The organism is uncultured Tateyamaria sp. (genome assembly GCF_947496075.1).
In the GTDB taxonomy this organism is placed as follows: Bacteria; Pseudomonadota; Alphaproteobacteria; order Rhodobacterales; family Rhodobacteraceae; genus Tateyamaria.
This window is the reverse complement of record NZ_CANMBJ010000006.1, coordinates 15,799-37,233: the sequence shown is the minus strand read 5'-3', so window position 1 is coordinate 37,233 and position 21,435 is coordinate 15,799. Positions and strand designations below refer to the sequence as shown.

General features: G+C 57.0%; 16 protein-coding genes. 6 read left to right on the top strand and 10 right to left on the bottom strand.

The features are described from left to right. Nucleotides 1-26: 26 nt before the first annotated feature. Together Q1A51_RS19150 and Q1A51_RS19145 are read right to left on the bottom strand one after the other, a co-directional pair. Nucleotides 27-1,328, bottom strand: a complete 1,302-nt coding sequence (locus Q1A51_RS19150; RefSeq protein ID WP_299204343.1) for a flagellar hook protein FlgE — start codon at nucleotides 1,326-1,328, stop codon at nucleotides 27-29. Between the two features lie 98 nt (nucleotides 1,329-1,426). After that, nucleotides 1,427-2,266: a flagellar motor protein MotB gene (locus Q1A51_RS19145; RefSeq protein ID WP_299601282.1), complete on the bottom strand. Its 840-nt coding sequence runs from the start codon at nucleotides 2,264-2,266 to the stop codon at nucleotides 1,427-1,429. 131 nt (nucleotides 2,267-2,397) lie between these two features. On the opposite strand from Q1A51_RS19145, the gene Q1A51_RS19140 reads away from it, so the two are divergent. After that, nucleotides 2,398-3,612, top strand: a complete 1,215-nt coding sequence (locus Q1A51_RS19140) for an MFS transporter (protein ID WP_299601279.1) — start codon at nucleotides 2,398-2,400, stop codon at nucleotides 3,610-3,612. 84 nt (nucleotides 3,613-3,696) lie between these two features. On the opposite strand, the gene Q1A51_RS19135 is transcribed toward Q1A51_RS19140, so the two are convergent. Then, a complete protein-coding gene (locus tag Q1A51_RS19135) occupies nucleotides 3,697-4,620 on the bottom strand; it encodes a rhodanese-related sulfurtransferase (RefSeq protein ID WP_299601276.1) in 924 nt (307 codons plus the stop codon). Between the two features lie 87 nt (nucleotides 4,621-4,707). Between Q1A51_RS19135 and pncA the strand changes: the two genes are divergently transcribed. The 3 genes from pncA to Q1A51_RS19120 all read left to right on the top strand — a co-directional run bounded on the left by pncA (nucleotide 4,708) and on the right by Q1A51_RS19120 (nucleotide 9,901). Beyond that, nucleotides 4,708-5,304 (top strand): bifunctional nicotinamidase/pyrazinamidase, encoded by a 597-nt coding sequence (gene pncA / locus Q1A51_RS19130; protein ID WP_299601273.1) that lies wholly within the window; start codon nucleotides 4,708-4,710, stop codon nucleotides 5,302-5,304. Nucleotides 5,305-5,363: 59 nt separating this feature from the next. Further along, nucleotides 5,364-6,656, top strand: a complete 1,293-nt coding sequence (gene pncB / locus Q1A51_RS19125) for a nicotinate phosphoribosyltransferase (RefSeq protein WP_299601270.1) — start codon at nucleotides 5,364-5,366, stop codon at nucleotides 6,654-6,656. A gap of 395 nt (nucleotides 6,657-7,051) precedes the next feature. Next, complete coding sequence (locus Q1A51_RS19120) at nucleotides 7,052-9,901, top strand: calcium-binding protein (protein ID WP_299601267.1); 2,850 nt, start codon at nucleotides 7,052-7,054, stop codon at nucleotides 9,899-9,901. Between the two features lie 409 nt (nucleotides 9,902-10,310). Here the strand turns inward: Q1A51_RS19120 and Q1A51_RS19115 are convergent, their stop codons facing one another. From Q1A51_RS19115 to Q1A51_RS19095, 5 genes are all read right to left on the bottom strand, one after another. Next, nucleotides 10,311-10,712, bottom strand: coding sequence for a hypothetical protein (locus Q1A51_RS19115; RefSeq protein ID WP_299601265.1), 402 nt, complete (start codon nucleotides 10,710-10,712; stop codon nucleotides 10,311-10,313). Between the two features lie 88 nt (nucleotides 10,713-10,800). After that, the gene (locus Q1A51_RS19110) at nucleotides 10,801-14,322 is read right to left on the bottom strand and encodes a M10 family metallopeptidase C-terminal domain-containing protein (protein ID WP_299601262.1); all 3,522 of its coding nucleotides are present in this window, start codon (nucleotides 14,320-14,322) and stop codon (nucleotides 10,801-10,803) included. Nucleotides 14,323-15,387: 1,065 nt separating this feature from the next. Next, nucleotides 15,388-15,657 carry a hypothetical protein gene (locus tag Q1A51_RS19105; RefSeq protein WP_299601259.1) on the bottom strand — a complete coding sequence of 90 codons (270 nt, stop codon included), beginning with the start codon at nucleotides 15,655-15,657 and terminating at the stop codon, nucleotides 15,388-15,390. Nucleotides 15,658-15,911: 254 nt separating this feature from the next. Beyond that, the gene (locus tag Q1A51_RS19100) at nucleotides 15,912-16,523 is read right to left on the bottom strand and encodes a DUF5624 domain-containing protein (protein WP_299601248.1); all 612 of its coding nucleotides are present in this window, start codon (nucleotides 16,521-16,523) and stop codon (nucleotides 15,912-15,914) included. Nucleotides 16,524-17,083: 560 nt separating this feature from the next. Beyond that, on the bottom strand, nucleotides 17,084-17,401 hold the full coding sequence (locus Q1A51_RS19095; RefSeq protein WP_299601244.1) for a helix-turn-helix transcriptional regulator: 318 nt from the start codon (nucleotides 17,399-17,401) through the stop codon (nucleotides 17,084-17,086). A gap of 74 nt (nucleotides 17,402-17,475) precedes the next feature. Here Q1A51_RS19095 and Q1A51_RS24380 point away from each other — a divergent pair, with 74 nt between their 5' ends. Together Q1A51_RS24380 and Q1A51_RS19090 are read left to right on the top strand one after the other, a co-directional pair. Beyond that, nucleotides 17,476-18,006 (top strand): DUF6428 family protein, encoded by a 531-nt coding sequence (locus Q1A51_RS24380; protein ID WP_366141813.1) that lies wholly within the window; start codon nucleotides 17,476-17,478, stop codon nucleotides 18,004-18,006. Between the two features lie 378 nt (nucleotides 18,007-18,384). Then, nucleotides 18,385-18,939, top strand: coding sequence for a hypothetical protein (locus Q1A51_RS19090; protein ID WP_299601242.1), 555 nt, complete (start codon nucleotides 18,385-18,387; stop codon nucleotides 18,937-18,939). A 472-nt stretch (nucleotides 18,940-19,411) separates the two neighbouring features. On the opposite strand, the gene Q1A51_RS19085 is transcribed toward Q1A51_RS19090, so the two are convergent. Next, entirely contained in the window at nucleotides 19,412-20,143 is a 732-nt protein-coding gene (locus Q1A51_RS19085) for an SUMF1/EgtB/PvdO family nonheme iron enzyme (RefSeq protein WP_299601235.1), read from the bottom strand. A gap of 25 nt (nucleotides 20,144-20,168) precedes the next feature. Next, nucleotides 20,169-21,386, bottom strand: coding sequence for a copper-containing nitrite reductase (gene nirK / locus Q1A51_RS19080; protein ID WP_299601231.1), 1,218 nt, complete (start codon nucleotides 21,384-21,386; stop codon nucleotides 20,169-20,171). Nucleotides 21,387-21,435: the final 49 nt, after the last annotated feature.

The following is a 21,435-nucleotide window of genomic DNA, read 5'->3' as shown; positions in this document are numbered from 1 at the left end:
GCCTTCGTTCACTTAGGTTGTCGAAATTACCGTTTGATATTGGTGGTTTCCTGCAACATCTCGTCCACGGTCTGGATGACCTTGGCATTTGACGAATACGCCCGCTGTGTCTGGATCATGGCGGTCAACTCGCCAGCAACATCAACGGCGGATTCCTCGCGCGCATAAGAGACGATATCCCCGGTCGGCCCGTCACCTGCATCCCATAGGAAAAAGCTCCCGCTGTCGGGGGAGGGCAGATATGTCTGCTGATCCAGGGCCACCATGCCGTTCGGATTGGGTAGGTCGACCAGCGGGATTTGAAAGATTGTCCTGCTGATTCCGGTGTCAAAGAAGGCTGTCACAAAGCCGTTCGCATCTACTTCCACACTTGTCATATTGCCCACCGGAGACCCGTCCTTTGAGATCGACAGCGGTGCAAAGCTGTCTGACAGCTGTGTGAGGCCATCACTTTCGCCCAATTGCCCAATATTGATTTCCAGGGGGCCACCCTCGGCATTGATGACGATATTGCCGGTGGCCGGATCATAGGCTCCGCCGCTTGTCGTTGTGACTGACGCCAATGTGCCGCCAGCAGTCCGGCTGTCATCAAACGTCAGAACGTATTCTCCGACCACTGCCCCGCCCAGGGCTGAGTCGGTCAATTGCATCGTCCATTCATTTGATGTGCCCGTGCCTGGAACCGTCGGTGTGAAACTCACGTTGATGGTTTCAGAAGTGCCCAGGTTGTCGAAATACTCGATGGACAGGTACTGTGCTTCCCCCACCGAGCCTGCATCTGTATCGGTGGCAGGCAGATTTACCCCAAGCGACATCGCTGTTGTCGGTTCGCCCGAAAACTGGTTCACATTGATTTGCACAGGCTGAAGCCCATCCGATGTATCCCGTGGGAACGTTGGCACTGTCCCATCGGCGAGAGCGGGCCAGCCAAGCAGAACAAGCCCTGAATCAGACCGCAGATAGCCCTGCGCATCAGTGCGGAACGAGCCGGTTGTGGTCAGCAACATCTGGCTATTGCCGTTCGACACGTTCACATCGCTGCTTTGCGCGACAGGCAGCATACCCCGTCCGCGCACGGCAAGGTCTGTTGCATTCGACGTCGATACCAGAGACCCGCGTTGATCGATCAGCCGCGAAGTCGAGGCACGAACTCCCCCGGCGGAGTAGCTTCCACCGCTGGACGAAACGACAAGCGACTGAAAATCAGTCTGAACACGTTTGTACCCGTAGGTCGAAGAGTTCGCGATATTGTCTGAAATGGACGCAAGCCGCGTCGCGTTTGCCTGTAGCCCTGCAACACCTGCATTGAGCGAGGAAGAGATTGTCATGGACACGCCTTTCTGCTGTACCGACCGAATTTGGACAACAGATAGGCGGGCCGCCTTAACGCAGGGCTAACAGATAAAATCCAAGCTATTCCTGCCAATCACTCCCTCAGGAAAATCACCTCCAGCCGGTTGTTGCGAACGGCCATCGGGTTCTTGACGGCGGCTTCGCGGTCCGCGTGCCCGGTGACTCGTTCGATCCGTTCGCCTGGCACCCCTGTTTGTTTCAAAAGCCTACGCATGGCATCCGCCCGCGCCACGGACATCTTCCAGGTGGATCGTTCTGCAATGACAATAGGTTGCGCCTGCACATGCCCTTCAACTGCAATATCGTTTTCGACCGCTCGGGCGGCTTCTGTGATCAGTCTGGACAGATCCCGCAACAAAGGCGTTGGGATATCGGTTCCTTCTTCGAACAGCGGGGTGTCCTCAAGCGCGAATATCTCGACCACCAGGCCCTCATCGGTCAGACGAGTCACGATGTGTCTGAGGTCATTGTCCATGACCTTCGTTTCGCCGCCTTTGCCCAGCAGTTGAGCCTCAAGTGACTCGAATGCTTCATCCTGTGCCGCTGTGAGGTCACCCTGATCACCTGATCCGGTGTCGCCACGTGCCTGCTTGGACTCAGTTGGACGCTTCGATGATGCGCCCGTACCGTTCTGAGGCAGCGTTACCTCGGAAAACACGCTGTCGCCGCCAAACGCACCATCCCCACCGCCGGAAATGCGGTTGATTGGAATCGTCGGCGAAAAGTAGTCCGCGATCCCCTTGCGTTGCTTTTCGGTTGTTGCATTCAGCAGCCACATCAACATGAAGAAGGCCATCATAGCGGTCACAAAGTCCGCATAGGCCACTTTCCAGGCGCCACCATGGTGACCACCGCCGCCTGACACCTTCTTTTTCTTGATGATGATTGGCCGCGCATTGGCTTGCGCGCTCATTTCCCACACCTCATTTTCACCCGATCCGAGGCGTATCACGCAGCATGTTACGGCTGGCTTAACACATAGAATTGTCGACAATTTGCGGCCCATGGTCTTGTGCCGGCGCTCAGGCAGTGCGCAGATGCGACATGACCTCTTCCTTGCATGATAGCCGGTATGCATGGCTGCGCCTTGCGCTGACCCTTGCGATTGCGATGGTCGCCAATGTGGGCATGTGGGCCATAATCGTCATCATGCCTGCCGTCGAAGCCGAGTTTGGCGTCAGCCGGGCGTCGGCAAGCCTTCCATATACACTGACAATGATCGGATTTGCCGTGGGCAACTTTGTTGTCGGACGGGCCGTCGATACCTGGGGTGTATCGCGTGTCCTTATTGTCTGCGCCATCGCCATCGCGAGCGGGTATGGGCTGGCGACGCTCAGCGGCTCCATCCTGAGCCTTTCTATGGCGCAATTGCTGATCGGGTTCGGAACGTCTGTTGGGTTTGGTCCGTTGATTGCCGACATCTCGCACTGGTTCCTCAAACGGCGCGGCATTGCCGTGGCGATTGCGGCTAGCGGGAATTACCTGTCTGGCGCCATCTGGCCGATCCTGCTTGCGGACATTCTTGAGGATCAGGGATGGCGCGCGGCCTATGGAGTGCTGGCCATGTCCACGCTCGCCGTTGTCATCCCGCTGGCCTTTGCATTGCGCCGCCAGGTCCCCGACAGCGCCCACCAATTGGCTGAAGCCGCATCGAGCGCGAATGCGGTCTCATCCGGCCTGTCGCCGCGGGCACTAAGCTTGCTTCTCGGCCTTGCTGGAGTGGGGTGCTGCGTCGCGATGTCGATGCCGCAGGTGCACATCGTCAGCTATTGCGTTGATCTTGGCTACGGGCCTGCGGTGGGGGCTGAAATGCTGGCGTTGATGCTGTTGGGCGGGGTTGGATCACGCTTGGTATCAGGTTTGCTGGCAGACCAGTTGGGAGGTGTTAAAACACTGCTTCTAGGGTCTGTCCTGCAATGCATTGCATTGCTTTTGTACTTGCCGTCGGATGCCCTTATCTCGCTCTACGTCGTCAGCCTGATCTTCGGGCTCAGCCAGGGTGGGATCGTGCCCAGTTACGCGGTGATCGTGCGGGAATACATGCCCGCGCGAGAGGCCGGCGCGCGGGTCGGGTTTGTCATGATGGCAACGATCCTTGGCATGGCTCTGGGCGGTTGGATGTCAGGCTGGGTCTACGATGTGACAGGCAGCTACCAAATGGCATTCTGGAACGGGATCGCCTGGAACGGGTTGAATATTGTCATCATGCTCTGGCTGCTCAGCCGCAGCAGATCCCAAGGGATGCTGCGCACAGCATGACCTACGGTGCGATAGGGGCGCTTACGCTGCCACAGCTGCGCTTCGGCTGCTAACCCGGTAAGGCGGACGTGTCGTCCGCCCGCGTCAGCCCTTGTCAGGCACCATGGGACCGCTGAGGTGATCCTCTCCCCGAATGCGGGCCAGTTCGATCTGTTTCTGGCGTTCGCGAAAGCGGGCTTTGTCCTCGTCGCTGGTCTCATCCACGCAGTGGTGGCAGCTGACGCCCGCCTCGTATTCCGGACGGGCTTGATCAGCGGGCAGAATGGGCCGGCGGCAGGCGTGGCACAGCTGATGCGGCCCCACCTCAAGCCCGTGCCCTACGCTTACGCGCCCATCAAAGACAAAGCATTCGCCCTGCCACGTGCTGTCCTGCGCGGGCACCTCTTCGAGGTACTTCAGAATGCCACCCTTGAGGTGAAACACATCTTCCACACCCTGACCCAGCAGGTAGTTGGTCGATTTCTCGCACCGAATGCCCCCTGTGCAGAACATCGCCACCTTCTTGTTGTGAAAGCGATACTTGTTTTCTTCCCACCACGCAGGGAATTCACCAAAGCTGCGGGTATGCGGGTCAACAGCGCCGTCAAAGGTGCCAATGGCCACCTCGTAGTCATTACGGGTGTCGATGACGGCCACATCCTCGCGCCCGATCAGGTCGTTCCAGTCAGCCGGATCGACATAGTGACCGACGCGGGCTGCCGGATCGACATCGGGTTGCCCCATAGTCACGATCTCGCGCTTCAGGCGCACCTTCATCTTGCCGAAAGGGGGCGTCTTGCTTGTGCTTTCCTTCCACTCCAGATCGGCGCAACCAGGCAGGGCGCGGATGTGGGCCAGAACCGCTTCAATTCCCGCACGCGGTCCTGCAATGGTGCCATTGATCCCCTCTGGCGCCAGCAGCAACGTGCCCTTCACATCCTGTCCGCAACACAGCGCGGCCAGCGGCCCCTTGATCGCGGCAGGATCATCGAAGCGGGTGAAGTGGTAAAGGGCGGCAATGATGTACATGGCCGCGAAATAGGCGATGGGTGTGCCCTTGCGCAAGGGGGCGGGCGGGTGTCACAACGTCGCCAGACAACGCAAGGAGGCTGATCCATGACCCGCGCCCTGATCGTGATTGACGTGCAGAACGACTTTTGCCCCGGTGGCGCACTGGCCGTGCCCGGCGGAGATGACATCGTGGCGGGTATCAATGCGCTGATGGCCGACTATGACGCGGTTGTTCTGACACAGGATTGGCACCCGACTGGACATTCTTCCTTTGCATCATCCCATAATGGCAAAGCCCCGTACGAGATGATCGACATGCCTTACGGCCCGCAGGTCCTGTGGCCAGATCACTGTGTTCAAGGAACGGAGGGTGCCGCCTTTCACGCTGACCTGAACACGGGCCGTGCCAGCATGATCGTGCGCAAGGGATACCGCCCGGCCATTGACAGCTACTCGGCCTTCTTTGAAAACGACCACGAAACGCCGACGGGGCTGGAAGGATACCTGCGCACACGCGGGATCACCGACCTGACCATGGTGGGGTTGGCCACGGACTTCTGTGTGAACTTCTCGGCGGTGGATGCGGCTAAACTGGGGTTCAATGTGACCGTCCGGACGGATCTCTGCCGCGCCATCGATCTGGATGGATCACTGGCATCGGCACAATCCGGCATGACAGGGGCTGGCGTCACGCTCGCCTGACTTGCCCCCGTGCGCCGGAATGGGGCACAACAGGCCACCAAAGCCAAGGAAGCGCGCCCATGGTCGACATCGCCACCCGTGTTTGGAATCACAAATGGAAGATCGACCCGATCGTGCGGTCGCTCATCGACACGGATTTCTACAAGCTGCTCATGTGCCAGTCGGTGTTCCGGAACAAGCCGGATACACAAGTGACATTCTCCCTCATCAACCGATCAAAACACGTCCCCCTCGCCAAGCTGATCGACGAGGGCGAGCTGCGCGAACAACTCGACCACATCCGGTCGCTGTCCCTGCGCCGCGGGGAAAGCACGTGGATGCGCGGCAACACGTTCTACGGCAAACGCCAGATGTTCACGCCCGAATTCATGGACTGGTTCGAGGCACTGCGCCTGCCCGCCTACCACCTCGAACGGCGCGAGGATCAGTACGAGCTGACCTTCGAAGGGTCCTGGCCCGAGGTCATGCTGTGGGAAATCCCCGCGCTTGCGGTTCTGATGGAGCTGCGCGGGCGGGCCGTCCTGAACGAAATGGGCAAGTTCGAGCTCGAGGTCCTCTATGCCCGCGCCATGACCAAGCTCTGGGAAAAGATCGAACGCTTGCGCGGCCATAACGGGTTGCGCGTGGCCGATTTTGGCACGCGACGGCGGCACTCCTTCCTATGGCAGGACTGGTGCGTGCAGGCCATGGGCGAGGGGCTGGGCGCGCAATTCGCAGGCACATCGAACTGCCTGATCGCCAAGAACCGCGATCTGGAGGCCATCGGCACCAACGCGCACGAGCTGCCCATGGTCTATTCCGCATTGGCACAAACCGACGAGGAGTTGGCGCAGGCCCCCTATGACGTTCTAAGCGACTGGCACGACGAACATGACGGCAACCTGCGGATCATCCTGCCCGACACCTATGGGACCGAGGGGTTTCTGGCCCACGCCCCCGACTGGCTCGCAGGCTGGACGGGCATCCGCATCGACAGCGGCGATCCCGCAACGGGGGCCGAAGTGGCGATCAAATGGTGGCAGGACCGGGGCGAAGACCCCCGCGAAAAGCTGGTCATTTTCTCGGACGGGCTGGATGCAGACAAGATCATCGAATTGCACCAGCAATTCGCGGGCCGGGTCAAAGTGTCCTTCGGCTGGGGCACAATGCTGACGAACGATTTCAAGGGGCTGACGCGGGACGATCGCCTCGCGCCCTTTTCGCTGGTGTGCAAAGCGGTGTCGGCCAATGGCAGGCCGACGGTCAAGCTATCGGACAACCCCAACAAGGCGATGGGTCCAGAGGCCGAGATCGAACGGTACAAGAGAGTGTTCGGGGTAGGAGAGCAGCGGGCTGTAGAGGTTGTGGTTTAAGAGCGCCGCGAACGCGCCAATCCGAGAACTGTGACAAGCGCGCAATGACCGTTTCACAACTCGCCACGACGATGGAAAACGGCCAGACTTGCGCGGCTGCGTCAGTGCTAATGAGTGTTACCGGCATTTCGCTCCGGTTGGGCATAGTCGTGCCCCCTGAAAAGGCATGAAGTCCAGTCGAGTACCAAATGGAAAAGCCTAACAGAACCGCTACGTTCGGCAGAAACTACTGAAACTCGCATTATTATAAAGAAATTTAGGATGGCGAAATTAATACTCGCCACAGATATTCTGAACCACTTCCCACAGCCTTAGCCTCTTTCAGAAAATTCCTTAATTCAGATATATGATATTGGAGAGTTGACCTACATAATAGCAGCAAATTAACCTGCTGCATGTGGAATAGCAGGAATGGGCTAAGCTTATTCAGCGCTACCTTTATCAGACAATACTATTCGTTATTTTTCAAACCGTTGAAACCGTCTCCAACATCCAACTTCGGGGCGAACTCAGTTGTACTATCTGCTTGGCGGTTAAATAATTTCACGCGGCCCTTGTTTTTCCTCCACCCACGGAACACTAATGCGATGGTTGAGATCATCGTTATGGAAGAGCAACCCATGTTATCTTTTGATTTTCAAAACGCCGAAATCTCAGTTGAAATTCGTGCCGATCACTTTGGGCTGAACCTCGTGTCACAGTTCGAATCGACCGAAGACAATTTCCACTGGCAGGTCTTTGACGAAGTTGCCGAAGCAACGAATGCTGGCACAATCCGGTGGCCAGGTGGCGAGAATGCAGAATTGAGAGTTATTTCGCCGGAAGAGCGTGAGCCGCTTACATCCTACATGGGCACTGGATCACAATCGGCGCAAACCTATCTGCAAGAAACAAATGTGCCCAACGAAACATCCTTCGCGGAAGCGGTGGAATTTGCAGCTTCGTCAGGACGCGACATTGCATTTATTGTCCCGACCAATCCGCTTGTTGATGAGGCCGGGCTTCTAAAGACGGGCCCAGCGCTCGAGGCTGCGCTTGCGGACCTCGAAGCCTACCTGACGATGGCAATCAGCATTGCAAACGGGGATGGCGTACGCATTTCCTCCTTTGAAATTGGCAACGAATACTGGGGAACGCTCTTTGCAAACGCCCGACAATACGGAGAAGCAGCTGCCTCTGTCGCCAGTACGTTGGACACAGTGTTAAACAGCTTTGACCTGTTCGATGGATTTGGTGTCCCAGATGTATTGATCCAAATCCGGGGTGATGCAATCGACGGCTCCAGTGTTGGCGGTACAGCAGGATTGCTGGAGAGAAACGCGAATGCTTTGGACGCGTTCTCGAACGCTGGCGGGTTGGAGTTGATCGACGGCGTCGCAGGTCACTTCTACTTTCAACCTGGTCGCGCGTACGGCGATGTCTCCCACAGCTTCGGCACGATTGGCGATAGAATCGAATTTTATGACGACTTGCGGGCGGTGTGGCAGAACGCTGCCGGGAGCCAGAACATTGAGCTGCATTTCACTGAGTGGAATGTCCTATCTCGAACTTTGTCTGACGTAACGGATCTTGGAGGCAACGACAATCAGCAGGTGGCGTATGGCCTAAAGCAAATCGCGCCGGCGTTAGAGATTTTCTCCTCCATTCTGTCGGTGGATGCAGACTCGGCGCAGCTCTGGTCTGCGCTCTATCGCTCGACCTCGCTCGCATTGAACCCTGGAGCAGCCCAGCTCGAAAACGGTCTTGGCCTTACTGTTTTTGGACAATTCTTTGGAAGTGAACTCACCGAGCTGCAAGGGCATCGATATGTCGAACTTGGAAGTGGCGGTGCAGGGCACGAAGAGAGCCATGACGCACACATGTTCGTTGTCGAAGAAAATGGCGGCACAAGCGCACGCTTTTTCTTGTCTTCTCTGCAGCAAGCCAACCAGACATTGGACTTGGACCTGTTTGCTCTGATGGCGATCCCGGACACGGTCGAGATGTCGATTATCGGGGTTGAAGATCAGGGCGTGGAGGATTTGATCAGAACGGATGTCGAACTTTACAATGTGCCCTACTTTCTCAATCCAACAGGCACGCTCACAAGAACCCAAACAAGCACCACAGTAGATTATTCATTAGGCATTCTGTCCGATGTCGTGCTCGCCAGTTACGAAATTGCAAGGCTGGAGTTCGATATGTACGAAACCCGCATCGACGGCACGGCGACCTCTGAAAACTTGATTGCGGAAGCAGCCACGGACGACATGATATTTGCCAACGGTGGCAATGATTGGGTTCGATCAGGAAATGGCCGCGACTTTGTCCACGGTGGTGACGGCGACGACGCAATCTACGGCGGAGAGGGCGCTGACATTCTGAACGGCGGTTCAGGAAACGACTATATCGTCGGAGGAAACGGAATCTTTGCCGACCGACTCTTGGGTGATTTGGGAGACGATACTCTCATTGGCGGAGACGGCGATGATATTTTGGAGGGTGGCGACGGCTTCGACAACATGGACGGAGGTGTTGGCGCTGATGAGTTGCGCGGTGGCGATGGGAATGATGTGCTGTTTGGTCAGAGCGGTTCGGACATGCTCTCTGGTGGCAATGGCAATGACACTTTGAACGCGGGCGCTGGCAATGACACTCTGCTGGGCGGAACTGGGAATGACAACCTGACCGGCGGCCTAGGCTTTGACAGTATTTCAGGTGGTGCAGGTGATGACACATTGTCTGGTCAAGAGGGCTTTGATTCACTGTTCGGCGGTGCAAACAATGACTCATTGGTCGGTGGTGCCGGTAACGACCTTCTCGAAGGTGACGACGGCAACGATGCGCTGAATGGTGGCATCGGAGCCGACACGCTAAGCGGTGGCAGTGGTGCCGATACACTCGCTGGTCTGAATGGATTTGATCTTCTGTTCGGAGGCACTGGCAACGATGACTTGTCCGGTAATTCAGGCAATGACACTCTGAGCGGTGGTGAAGGGAACGACAGGCTTCGAGGTGGTCAGGGGGCTGACGTCTTCGTATTTGAGAGCGGAAACGACATTGTTCGCGACTACTCTTTGATTGTTGATGCACTCCAAATCGAAGCGAACTTACTAGATGAGGCGACGCCGCAAGGAAGTGACCTGGCTAACTACTCCAGCGTCGTGAATGGAAACCTCGTGTTCGATTTTGGCGACGGTAACACCCTGACAATCAACAACGTAACAAACGTCGTCCAACTGTTCGATGATGTCACGTTTATCTAATGCGACTTGCAGGTCGTAAGTACTGAGTGGAGAGTTTGCGTCTACCGCAGGCTTCACCGGGTGTCCTGCATGCTCCATGGCAAAGTTGCTTTGGGGTAGACTGATTATGGCTTTGACCGAGGCCAATCGGTATCGGGTACACTATCGCCAACCCTTCCGCTTCAATGAAAATGCGGATTCTCTCTCATTTATCGCTTGGTTATGGATCATCCGAAGGGAGTTATGTACTGCTAAGGTAACGCTCGCGTTTTCGGGCAAACGGATCTCCAAGCTGCAGAGTTGCTGAACTCAAGTGTGTTTCTTCCGTCACGAACTTTCCGTGCGTACACGCAGCTACAAGGCGTCACAAGCCGCAACGAATGGACGAGATGTTGACCTTCGCACAGCGGTGTCACTGGAACCCGGTCACTCAATACATCACCGTGTTCAGCGTAATGGTAACGGGTTCACCACCTTCGACCTGTGCACTGCCGCGCGCAAGCAGCCAGCCGTCTTCGCGCTCCAAATGCGCAACGACCCGTAGGGTTGGCGAAGCGGAAGAGCTTACGGGCCTTGTCAGGGAAAATACGATCTGCCGTGACTTACCGTTGCTTTCGACCCGTATTTGTTGGTCCCCAAGCCGCTTCTTGGCCTGATTGGCAGGGTCCTCCAGAAAGATCTCAATTTGGCCTTCTGGGATAACCTTGCCACCCTCATATGTCACGCCGCCCTGCATATCTCTAGATTGAGCTCCCACTGTTCCGGCAACCACGGCAACACCCGTTAACACTATCCCGACAGACAAGGTACGGCGATTGATCTGGGGTGTCATTGCGGCATCTCCCTTAGCTGATAATTCGATTGCACAGAGCGTGCTGGAACCGAAAAGGGCGCATTGAAAGCGCCCTTTCCACAGCGCGTCAGATGATAATGAAGTTGTCTGCCGACAGGTCCAGATTTCTACTCAGTTGCGCAAACTGGATTGCGTCACCATCGCCCGAGCCATCACCGTCATAAGACAACGCACCGTTGTCGGTGTTATAGATGATACGGTCATCGCTGTCGCGGGCAACACCCATTGCACTGCTGTGGAACGCTCTGAATGACAGCGCGCCGTCGTCGCCCAATTCCTCGAAGATAAGACTGTCCAGAAGGATTAGATCCTCATTGGCTTCGAAGTCCCTGACCTGGTCGACATTGCCCTCCCCGAGTTCTGTGGAAAAGCGGAATGAATCCTCTCCCATTCCACCAGTGAGCGTATCAGCCCCCAACCCACCATCCAGCAGGTCGCTGCCTCGACCTCCGAGCAGTACATCGGCACCGGCCTCACCTGGTTCAGCAGGCGCTGGCGGGAAGTCGACCGAGACGTTGAGCGTATATGTCGAGCCTTCGGGGACGGCTTCCGTCCAGCCACCTTCCGTGGACTCTGCCGTCCAGCTGCCTTGCAGGATGTAGTAGGTGCCGGTTTCTTCAACGACGTAAACCGTGCTTGAGTCCCGGATAGAGGTGGAGCCGGGGTCGCCACCGCCATCGTCATTCTCGGTAACGATATCCCCATTGCTGTCCAGGAGCCGAATCCAACTGTCGTGCACGTTTGGATCGGCGATTCCATCGACGTCGATCGACAGGATTGTGCCGGCTGCAAGTTCGATGCTGTAGTATCCGCCCTGGCCATTCCCCGTGGCTTCGACGGTCGTGTGAAGCACGGTTGTCGAGTCGAAGATGTTTGGGTCTTCGACCAGCGAAAAGTTGTCTGAAATGTCGAATGCAGTGGCTATTGAATTGTTCGTCGCATCCGGTCCAAGCGTGGTGTAGCCGGTGCCCATTCCGGGTGTCGGTAGCGCGTCGCCCTGATATGCGAAATCGCCGAGCAAGGTGTCATCTCCATTACCACCACGCAACGTGTCATCTCCCCCCTGTCCAGTCAGAACGTTGGCGGCTGCGTCCCCCACAAGTCGATCATCGAAGCCTGACCCGGCCAGATTTTCGATTGAGACATAGGTATCTCCTTCGGATGTTTCATGGCGCAGATTGAGCATGACCCCGCTGGTCGCAGCGGAATAGTCTGCCGTATCACTGCCTGAACCGCCATCCAGCAAATCGCCGCCGCCGCCACCAGTCAACGTGTCGTCGCCTGCGCCAGCAGACAGCCCGTTCACCTGGTCGTCGCCAATTAGCCAGTCATCGTGAAACGAGCCCTGCACATTTTCAAAGCCGACGAGGATGTCGTGCTCGATCGCTGTACCGCGGCCTACGATCTGAACAGGTCCAGTGGCATCGCCGCCCATTGCCATGCCATTGACGAGGTCGACGGTTACGCCGCTTGAGCTGTTTCTGTAGACGACAGTGTCGATGCCTTCGCCACCGTCCAGATAGTCCTGACCGGCGCCGCCGATAATCACGTCATCGCCACCTTCGCCGTACAGAATGTCACCGTCTCTTCCGCCGTCCAACGTGTCGTTGCCATCACGGCCGTTGAAAACGTCTCCGCCGCCCTGACCGATGAAGTGGTTCGCCGCGGACGTCCCGATAAAGCGGTCGATGCGATCATCGGATCCAATCAGGCCCTCAATGCTGTAGAACGTGTCGCCCGATGCGGTGCCGCCATTTGCAAAGTTGGTTTCAAGATTGACGATAAGCTGAAATGGGCTTTCGCGACTGTAATCAACGGTGTCGCTGCCCGCGCCCCCCCTGAAGATATCGACGCCGGCCTGGCCGCTCATCATGTCGTCACCATCACCACCATCTAGAAGGTCGTCGCCCTGCCCACCCAGAATGGTGTCGTTGCCATCGCCGCCATAGAGGGCGTCGTTGCCGTCATCGCTCTCGGTCTGGTCCTCGAGATCTTCAATGTCGATGGTGTTGTTGATGTCGCGGCTGGCAAGAGAATCTGTGCCGCCAATTATGATGTCATCGCCGCCAAGCCCAAAGATAGTATTGTCGCCTGCACCTCCGTCGATCATCTCATCGGTATCGTCACCGAATATGATGCTGGTCAGCGTGTTGTCGCCAGATGTGGGAGGTGTGTCACCATCATCCTCTTCCAATTCGGCGATTGAGCCGTCGACGTAGATGATGTTTTCGACATTTGCGATATTTCCGATTTCCAGATCTCTGGACATCACAATGACGGTGTCGTTGCCGCCATCCGACTCTTCGCGCACCACGTCGCCGAGGGAATCCACGAAATAGACGTCGTCACCGCCGCCCCCGGCCATCCGGTCACCGCCACCGCGGCCATCCAGCACGTTGTCGCCGTCATTCCCGATCAGAATGTCGTCATATTGGCTGCCGATCCCATTTTCGATGTAGTATTCGGTCTCGTCCTCATTGTGGCCCGCAAAGATGGATACGTTGTTGTTATGGCCGTTCACGCTGGAAAACTGCCCGGCGCGCATGTCCAGGATCGTGCCAGCGATCGAGCCGGAAAAGTCCATCGTATCGGTGCCGCCGGTGTCGTGGATGACAAAGCCGATATCGCGCTGCATCCCCGACGAGGTGAGTTCGTAGCCGTATTTCGTGCTGTTGAACCCATAGACATCATCGCCGGTGTTCAGATTGATTGTCTGATAAGTCCGCACGCCTTCTTCGTCGACGGTCGAGAAATAGTTGCGGATGACCGCTTCGATATCACCCATCAGCGGGGTCGCTGCGGACCAGCGCGTGTCTTCGCCCACATCGATCCCGTCGAAATAGGACATGACGCTGTATTGCTGCCGGTCATAAGTCCAGGTGGCGTTATTGAGATAGTTGATCTGCACGCCGCCGGGGCCGCTGTAGTTGTAAAGGCCGGGGTGGTTCAGGCCGAACTCATGGCCAAATTCGTGAATGAAGGTGTCAAAGACATAGCCGCCAATATCGGTCAGATTGGGCTCGGTGTCGTGGAACCGCTGCCCGACGCTGATGTACCGGTTGCTAGAAAAGGCGCTGCCATCACTTTGCTCGCCAATCTCCGGGCTGACGATCTCCATCCAGTCCGTGTCTTCGTCGTATGGTGTGTCATAGACGATTTCGAATTCGAATGGCGTGACCGACGCCCACATCTCGAGCGCGCCAACGGCGGCTTCTTGATAATCGGGATGGTTGCTGAGCTCGGAAACGTTGATCCGGAGCGGTTCTGCGGCGATCTCTGGTGTCAGGCTGCGCGGCAGTGCGCCGAGGTAATCGAGATAGGCTTCGTAATCTTCACTTTTTCCAAAAGGGTTGTCTGGTGTCTGATCGTTGACCCACCATGGTTCACTGGCATCGTCGGTGTTGATTTGCACGTTGGTCGACGTTTGGCCTGACCCTTCATCGGCGGGCGAACCTGGCGCCTCGGACGTGTTGGCGGCGTTTGTGGATTCGGTAGAGTCGCCCGACTCGACAGGAGCCGCGGCGTTTTCGTCGAGTGCCGCAAGATCGGGCATCATCGCTGTAAGAGCGACCGCTTCACCCAAGTTCACCTGGAGCCCAGTCTTTTGAAGACCGATCTTTCCAAAAGAAGATTCTTGTTCGGGGCCGTACCCCAGTTCGCACATCATGCACATTTTCAGATTATCCTTTTGTAAAGACGCCCATGTCGTGTGTTCAGGTCGCCGGGGAGAAAGAGTGACGTTCAGATGCTTTGTTGATCACGTCAAAATGGTTAGACTCCTTGCGTTTAGGGCAGCCGATCGAAGCAGCGCGTGGATTCAGAGAAGACCACTGACTTCGCGCCAGGCTGCGATAGTCCACTTTCCTCTCTTGCGACCGGTGACCCCCAACATCTCATTCCGGAAGGATCGCCGCGTTACAGTCCCTGGACGAAACGCAGCACTGTCAAAGCTGGGATGGTCTCGACCGAAATTTTGGTCATCGCAGTCTTGGTCTTTGTCAAAAGGATTGACCGGCGTCCGGTCGTTCCTCCGCCACTGGTCGCTCGTTTGGTTCGGAGATTGCAACTTCAGTGACTCCTTGAAGAACAACCGAAAGCTGTTACGGCCGTCCAGGTTCGACAAAGCCAGTTATCAACGGGCTTCGCGTGTGCTGACTTCGATGGCAAAGGGGCTGTCTGAAAAACGTGACACCTTCATCAAAAGTTGATGCGGCGTTTCTGGCGTAGAGAAAAATCTACCTACGCTTGTATTTTCGAGATTTGGGCATTGAGTTCAACTGGAAATCTGGATCGCCGCACTATCGGCGAAATTTGGCTTGGCAACTGGAGCGTATGAACAGAATTGCCGTCCCATCTTTAATGCCAAAACCGGGCTGGCCTTGTGAAGCGCACGAGCGGAGGCTCCTCGCGGTTATGCCGCAGGACAGCAGATGTTTCTGTGCAGCGAATGTCTCTTATGACGGGTCGCGCTGCTGCATGAAGCACCTATGACGAATGGCTGAAACGGGCCGCGAGCTTCTGCCTTATCATCTCTAGTTAGGGATGATGCCGCGCTGTCTCCGAGGTCGGCTCAGAGCCCCAAAATGGACATTGGTCCTCGATGCCGTCGGCCCAGTGCAGCATCGAAAAAATAGATCAGGCGTAACAGATAGCGTTACCTTTTCGGATACTCACTCACGTCCTTTGGAAAGCCGGTGTTCACACCGGGGATCTTGAACGTCTTGGTGTCCCACGCGTTGGCCGCAAGCGCGCCACGCACCCAGAAGCCGACCGCATTCGACAAAAGCTCGGTATCTTCGAGAAGTGAGTTTTTCAGCCGGATCATGAAGCCATCAATGTCACTGGCGTCGGTAAAGGGATAGTCGCCCGGGCGGTCGTATTTCAGCGTCTGGCAGGTGATCGTGTCGGGTACAATCGCGCACATACCCGGCACATTGGGAAACGCCGCTGCAGCAACGCGGGTTCGATTGTAAATGCCCAGCCAAGCCGTCTGCGAGTAATATGTATAAAGTTCGGTGTCGAGCTGATCGCCGGTAAAGGTATCGACCGGACAACCACCGATCAGAGCGAAACCAGCGCATGGTGCGTTGGCGTAGGGCGTAACCAGAATGTTTTCTTCCTTGATCGCGCCGTCGGAAAGGATGGGCAGGGCCGCCGCCAGTTGGTTTGTTGGAATGGTCAGGCCGCCGCGGAATTGGTGCCAATCGGCATTTGAACCAGAACCCGGGCGTTCTTCCAGTCGATCTGCGGGTTGTCAGCGACCATCTTGCGGAACTGATCGACGCTGTTCATTGCCGCCAACATGAAGGTCCTGATCATGACGTTATTGAACGGAATTGCATAGGCCGCATCATTGCCGTCATAGAAAACGTCGGCGACCGTCTGGCTGGTGTAGCCATTGAATGCACCGCTCTGGGCCCGTGTCAGGAAGTCCTCCGACATCCACAGACCGTAATCCATCATGCGGTTGATGTCGTCCTTGTGGTCCCGCCCACTCACCGCGTCCATCGCATCGATCCAGTCGGGGTCTGCCGCAAGTGCGTCGCGGGCCACTGCGACCCTGTCGATCAGTGCCTGAAACAGCGTCTGGGTGGTGATCTTGGGATTTTCCGGATCGGTCCAGTCGCCGAGGGCAGCCAGGTAGGCTGCTGCAGGGCCCACATGGGACAACGCCGTCATTTGCACGAAACCGCTTTCGGCATCGCTGCGTGTCAGCACGTAATCCAGCGTCTTGCCCGCCGTGTCCGGCGATCCATCATAGGCGAACACACCGAATCCGTTGACAGTCACCAACGGGCCCGTGGACGAGATCGGCGCTGCCCGTTCTGCGTCGCCCCCCCTGACTGAGGGCCCACCCGATGTTCGGATTTTCCGCGCTGCCCTTGCTGCGGAGGAAGATGTTGAACAGGCACGCAAAGCTGGTATCGACGGATCGTGCCGCTTGGCACGGGTCACTGGACTGCGCACGCGCAATTGCCTGAGTCAACACCAAGGACACTGCCGTGACCAATCCAAACAGGGAGAATTTCCACATCGATATGCTCCTGAGCACCATGGTGTAGTTGTCAAAGTACACTCTCGACCCTGCTCGAACGAAACAAAAGTTGGTCCGACCTTCTTCGCCGCGCTTTATGCAGATCCAAGCAGCCGATGAGGCTTCAGGACCGTTGGGTGATGAAGAGGCCGTGGCATCGACAGACCTCCGGCATGGGACGTTCACGCCAATCCCAGGCTGACAATCTGGACAGATTCTGCAGGACCTCCGATGACGGCTCCGAGCCCAGAGCACCAAGTGCTGCGGGCTGCACGAATGGCTGCGTTGAGAACTTCGTGGGCCATTGGGCAGCCCCTCATCTCATTGTGCAGCAGTCCCGTAGCTCAGCGCTTCCCTTACAGCAGTCCTCCATCAAGAAGTTAATAAGGGCACCAATTGTCTTGAAGTTGATGCGGTAGTTCAGGTTCCGGGACCGCCGCTCTTTCTGCAAAATGCCCGACTCCGACAATGCATTGAGGTGGAAAGATGTCCTCGACGGGCTTGCCCCAATTTTGAGAGCGATGTTACCGGCGCTCATGCCGTCTGGTCCCGCCTCAACCAAAGCCCGGATAACATCCAGACGGTCCGAATTTGAGAGAACTCCAAACAGCGTCGCCGCATCTTCTGCGATCATATTTCAATACCTCTTGAAGTATCATTGTTAGTCTGTATATTATTTCAAGAATCATTGAAATAAAAGGTGCTGGGATGAAAACACTGTCAGGTCTCTTGCACGATCTTCAACTTCAAGACCCCTCGCATCCTCTGATTTTCGAAACCCAAGAGGGTGAAATTTCGCCCGGTTACCATGTCACCGAACTCAGACATTCCACCTCGAAAGGGATCGACTGCAGTGGAAACAAGGAGGCTTGGCAGGAAGCGAAATTGCAGCTTCTTGACGGGCGAGGTGAGACACACATGAGCGTTGGCAAGTTCAACGGAATTGTCTCCAAAAGTCTCTCAGCCATGCCAGAGTTGGCGCACGCTTCACTGAAAGTCGAGTTTGGACACGACAACACAGACCTGCGGCTTATGTCGCTGAGTAGCCCCGAGTGTCGTGGCAGCCGTGTCTTGATAAGGCTGGGCAATACGCGCGCCGTGTGCAAGCCGGCTGAAAAATTCGGACGTCAAGAAGGTGGCGCAGATCAGTGTTGCGACAGCAAGGGGACCTCAGCCAAAACATCCTCCTGTTGCTCTACAACGAAGCCGCGCGAGGACGCGAGTTCGTGTTGCGCATAGGGACTTGATTTCGCCGAAAGCTGACGTTCGCGACCAGCAGGAGAATGACGGCAAAGTCCCGGCTTCCGACCTCCAGGTGCTGATAGGCGCTGATGAACTTCGCTTCTGCAGCGGATGTCTGGAATGGGCCAGGCCTGAAGTTGGGCCCAGCCATAGTTGCTCAAAACGCACAAGTGAACCCAGTCGCCTGTTCTGACACCTCCCAAAGCCTCTCCATGACGGCCTTTTATGGGTGGGGGGGATGCAGCGCGCCCTTGGGGCCCGTGGGCCGCACCCCGCCTCGGCCGCCGACTTGGCTGCTCGGCGGCGAATGCGTATCTTGGAACCTGTGATGACGGGGCCGGCGCGCCAGGAGGCCTGGCAGGGGGAGACCGAAATATGCGAATGAAGATCATCGGGGCGGTCCTTGCGCTGATCGGTCTGTCGGTAATCCTGAGCTGCGTCGGCCAATCAAATGCGCCGGGACCATCCGTCGAGGTCACGCGGGCGGAATTGGACGCCGCTCTGGCAACGACGCTGGCCCAGAGCCGAGAGGTCGATTTCCCGGAGAAGACCCGCTTTGAGGCACTGCGGTTCCGCCATGTCGCGGGCCTGGGCATCGAGGGGCAGGCGCGGTTCTTCGACCCGGCGACGGGGGGCTATCCGCCGCCCGACATTCGGTTCTTCGGGTCGGTACCGATGGGCTGGTGGCGCGTGGAGGGCGGGGCACTGATCATGAAGCTCGCGTCGGTCGATGGGATCGAGCCGATCCCCGGCGGGGCAGCCTCCACCAGTCAGGCGGCGGAACGGATCCGCGACAGCCTAGGCACTGGGGTCGGCGACCTGCTGTCGCGGATGTCCTTCCCCACCGGCCTGGACCCGAACCGCCGCTGGATCATTGGCAGCGGCCAAAGCACGCCAGAGGCGCTGCGCTTCGAACTGTGGCCTCGGTGAGAGCAGGGCCATAGTAGCCCAATGGCCATTTTGAGGTTTGGGACGAGAACGGTTCTATGGATGTGGCTCCGTGGCTCACGATCCGGTCTGCGGAATGTAGGTGTTCAGGCGGCACGGCAAACCAGCGGTAAGGTAGGAGCCTTCGGAATGTCCAATTCTGGCCATTTGCATCGACTTGGGTTCCAGCCGGACACGATCTAGTTGATTTTCCAACCCTATATTATGTTGCTGATCTTTATTCAGTCAGAGCGATGCATCTCGGTTCAACGACCGCTTTGGATAACCTGGTTCGAGGTTGTCGAGTGTCGGCTATAGGGCCTTCTCGATGATAATCGATCCTCATATGTTGCGCGGACTCCGAGCGCAAAACCAAACAAATCCAGCTAACGCTACATAACGAACCCTTGCCTTGATGATCGAGGGTGTCAAAAGCCCAAGATCGTTCGACAAAAACAAGACGGCCTGCGACGTCTTACAAGCGGTCATTGGTTACCAATCGCAACCCAAGATGCGCGGGCGGGGAGCCGGCGGCGCATCCGCCGCGTGCCGGGTCTCGGATGAGGTAGGACATGGCGGCAACGTGCTCGCCTCCGACGTAGAAGGCAGGGCAGCGGTCTGTGGTAACACTGTCGGCGTAGCAGTCACTGGTCCATTCCCAGACGCTTCCATCAAGATCTGCGATGCCTTCGGGTGAGATTGAAAAGCTGCCTTGTGTCTTGAGTGCGCGCGGCGTTGTGCCGTCGGTCAGGTAAGTTGAGGCCCAGGTAAGGGAGGGATCAGTAAAGATCGGGTCTGGTTCTTCCGGCAGAACGGGAGCAGCCATAAGGCTCCATTCGTCAGCGGTTGGCAGGCGGTAGTCTTGGCTGGTACGGGCGTTGATCCAAGCAATGTATTCCTGAACGTCGACATAGCTCAGCCCGGTAGCCGGGGTTATGGCGGGGTCCATGCCAGAGCGCACGCGTAGCGTCAAAGAACATCCGTTGTCCGCTGTACAAGCGTTCCATTCTGCAACGGTTACTTCGTGTTGTTGCACCAAAATGGTTGCTCCATCCGGCAGCTCAACTGCGCCCTTTGCCATGACGGGCTGCAGTGAAGGGTCGAGGTCGCGCTGCATGAGCGCGACCCCGGTAAAAGCGATGGCCGCCACGAAACCCAAGCCAACCAAACCAAGGGACATTTTGTTATGGGTGATGACGGCAAACATCTCACAGGTCCTTTCTCCTGCCTTTTCAGGTTGTAAATTCCCGTGGGGCCACGACTTGCTCCATCAAGTTGTTGTCCCATTCGCCTTGCACAACAAAGTGTGCGGTGGCACCCAGCATGACGCCTTCGATCAGGTTGTGGTTCAAGTAGGCATACACGCCTGGTTGTTCGAAAGTGTACATCGCGGCCACTGCACTGCCGCCACGCACAAACCAGGTTTCCATGTCTCGCAATGGCGCATCGGTGAACGAACTTTCCCAGACGTAGGTGCCATGGCCGCCGATCAGGTGGGGACGCGAGTCCCGATTGGCCTGATTGTGGATCATCAGGACGGTTTCACCAACATTTGCGGTCAGTGCATGTTCGCCCGTCAGGGCGCCAACAGCGCCGTTGAACACAGAATGCGTCGGGATCAAGCCGCGCATCGCTTCAAGGCTGTCGGCATAGTCGTCGCCTGCCGCCTCGTATTTGCGATACTCGCCATTTTCATCCATCGGCAAATAGTAGTCCTGCTCACCGATATACGCGATCTTGTCATATTGGAGCGGATTGCCATCCTTGTCCTTGAGGCCATCGCGCGGCAGCACCATCACGGCGCCATTCATGCCATGGGTCACGTGATAGGGGATCATCGCGCCGCCGGGGGCGCAGTGATAGGTAAAGCAGCCAGGCTTGGTCGCTTTCCAACGCAGCACGGTCTCTTCGCCGGGATAGACGTGGGTCAGACCGCCGCCTCCAAGCGCGCCTGTTGAGGCGTGAAAGTCGATGTTATGCTCCATCATGCTGTTGACCGGATTGCGGAGGGTCAGCTCGATCATATCGCCTTCATGGCAGATGATGAGCGGACCGGGGACCGACCCATTGTAGGTCAGCGCCCAAACCTCGGCCCCGGTGTCTTCATCAACGACCATCAAGCGTTCGGTGGTCTCCATTGTGATCTCGATGATCTTGGGGCCGCCTGTTGCCACCTGTTCATGTTCGGGCGCAAAGGGTGGAGCGACCAACTCTTGCTTGACGCGGGTATAGCCGGACAGGTCTGCAGGCTCTGCTGTGCTGTCTGCCGCTTGCTCACCCGCCGCTTTGTAAATCATGGACGAAGTCGCGTTGATCTTGTTGATCTTTGGCGCGTGTGTCGCTGCCATCGCACCTGCCCCCGTCACGGCAGCAGCTCCTGCGAGCATACTGCCGCGCAAGACGTTGCGACGGCTGGTCTTTAAAAGGCCTGGATTGATGAATTTGGTCATGGTTCCCTCCATGGGGGCTGGATTTAGGCGCTAAGGCGGCTCGCCGGGG